The organism is Caulobacter sp. LARHSG274 (assembly GCF_052871235.1).
In genome coordinates this window covers 1-2,500 of record NZ_JBIXJO010000016.1, presented here as the reverse complement: position 1 = coordinate 2,500, position 2,500 = coordinate 1, and the positions used below count along the sequence as shown (strand labels likewise).

Annotated in this window: 1 tRNA gene and 2 rRNA genes (1 of these 3 cut by a window edge); all 3 read left to right on the top strand. The window is 54.7% G+C overall.

From position 1 onward, the window contains the following. Positions 1-2,110: ribosomal RNA gene (locus ACIPQB_RS20065) — 23S ribosomal RNA — on the top strand (it extends 678 nt beyond the left edge of the window). Positions 2,111-2,222: 112 nt separating this feature from the next. Continuing rightward, a 5S ribosomal RNA gene (gene rrf, locus ACIPQB_RS20060) occupies positions 2,223-2,337 on the top strand. Positions 2,338-2,418: 81 nt separating this feature from the next. Beyond that, a tRNA-Met gene (locus tag ACIPQB_RS20055) sits at positions 2,419-2,495 on the top strand. Positions 2,496-2,500: the final 5 nt, after the last annotated feature.

Sequence of the window (2,500 nt, the reverse complement as noted above, 5' to 3'; positions counted from 1 at the left end):
TAGGGCGAATAAGTACGTCGCATGACGACCCGAAACCAGGTGATCTATCCATGAGCAGGTTGAAGGTAAGGTAACACTTACTGGAGGACCGAACCGGTGAATGTTGAAAAATTCTCGGATGACTTGTGGATAGGGGTGAAAGGCCAATCAAACCTGGACATAGCTGGTTCTCCGCGAAAACTATTTAGGTAGTGCCTCAGACGGACTCCTTGGGGGGTAGAGCACTGAATGGATGCGGGGGGAGCGATCTCTACCAATTCTAATCAAACTCCGAATACCCAAGAGAGATATCTGGGAGACACACGGCGGGTGCTAACGTCCGTCGTGAAAAGGGAAACAACCCTAACCATCATCTAAGGCCCCCAAGTTCTGGCTAAGTGGGAAACGATGTGGGTTTGCTTTGACAACCAGGATGTTGGCTTAGAAGCAGCCATCATTTAAAGAAAGCGTAACAGCTCACTGGTCAAGCGAACCTGCGCGGAAAATGTAACGGGGCTCAAGCCAGACGCCGAAGGTATGGGTTTGCTCTTTGAGCAAGCGGTAGCGGAGCGTTCCGTAAGCCGGTGAAGGTGAGGCGCGAGCCTTGCTGGAGGTATCGGAAGTGAGAATGCTGACATGAGTAGCGATAAAGAGTGTGAGAGACACTCTCGCCGAAAGCCCAAGGGTTCCTGCGTAAAGCTAATCTGCGCAGGGTTAGTCGGCCCCTAAGGCGAGGCCGAAAGGCGTAGTCGATGGGAATCAGGTGAATATTCCTGAACCAGTTGGAAGTGACGGATCTGGTAAATTGTCTAGGCTTATTGGATTGCTCTGGGCAGTGAACAGGTCCCTGGAAATAACTCCAACGGAGACCGTACCCGAAACCGACACAGGTGGGCAGGTAGAGTATACCAAGGCGCTTGAGAGAACTATGCTGAAGGAACTCGGCAAATTGCACGCGTAACTTCGGGATAAGCGTGACTCTGCTTTGGGCAACCAGAGTAGAGTGGCACAGGCCAGGGGGTAGCGACTGTTTATCAAAAACACAGGGCTCTGCGAAGCCGCAAGGCGACGTATAGGGTCTGACGCCTGCCCGGTGCCGGAAGGTTAAAAGGAGCGGTGCAAGCTGCGAATTGAAGCCCCGGTAAACGGCGGCCGTAACTATAACGGTCCTAAGGTAGCGAAATTCCTTGTCGGGTAAGTTCCGACCTGCACGAATGGCGTAACGACTTCCCCACTGTCTCCAGCATAGGCTCAGCGAAATTGAATTCCCCGTGAAGATGCGGGGTTCCCGCGGTCAGACGGAAAGACCCTATGAACCTTTACTGCAGCTTCGCCTTGGCGTTAGCAGCAACATGTGTAGGATAGGTGGGAGGCTATGAAACCGGGGCGCCAGTTCCGGTGGAGCCATCCTTGAAATACCACCCTTATTGTTGCTGACGTCTAACCGCGGCCCGTTATCCGGGTCCGGGACATGGCGTGGCGGGCAGTTTGACTGGGGCGGTCGCCTCCCAAAGTGTAACGGAGGCGCGCGATGGTGGGCTCAGACCGGTCGGAAATCGGTCGTCGAGTGCAATGGCATAAGCCCGCCTGACTGCGAGACTGACAAGTCGAGCAGAGACGAAAGTCGGCCATAGTGATCCGGTGGTCCTGCGTGGAAGGGCCATCGCTCAACGAATAAAAGGTACTCTAGGGATAACAGGCTGATTTTGCCCAAGAGTCCATATCGACGGCAAAGTTTGGCACCTCGATGTCGGCTCATCACATCCTGGGGCTGGAGCAGGTCCCAAGGGTTCGGCTGTTCGCCGATTAAAGTGGTACGTGAGCTGGGTTCAGAACGTCGTGAGACAGTTTGGTCCCTATCTGCCGTGGGTGTACGAGACTTGAGAGGATCTGTCCCTAGTACGAGAGGACCGGGATGGACACACCTCTGGTGGACCTGTCATGGCGCCAGCTGTGCAGCAGGGTAGCTAAGTGTGGAATAGATAACCGCTGAAAGCATCTAAGCGGGAAACTAACCTCAAAACAAGGTCTCGCTGAGAGCCGTGGTAGACCACCACGTTGATAGGCCAGGTGTGGAAGCGCCGCGAGGCGTGTAGCTTACTGGTACTAATAGCTCGATAGGCTTGATCGTTCTTCAGTCAAACCCATGACTGACGCTTTACAACATATCCAGACAGGCGATGTCTTCTTCACAATATGCTCGGGTGAGCTAACCCCTCACCCGACAGCATCCTTTTTGCTGACCTGGTGGCTATGCCGGGGGTTCCCCACCCGATCCCATTCCGAACTCGGTCGTTAAGTCCCCCAGGGCCAATGGTACTTCGTCTCAAGGCGCGGGAGAGTAGGTCGCCGCCAGGTCCGCTAAAAGGATGCTTCCTGTAGAGCTCACGCTCAAAGTCCAGAACCCTCCCAACACGATCACACCACTACCCACTTCGCCGCGGGGTGGAGCAGCCCGGTAGCTCGTCAGGCTCATAACCTGAAGGTCACAGGTTCAAATCCTGTCCCCGCACCCAAGATC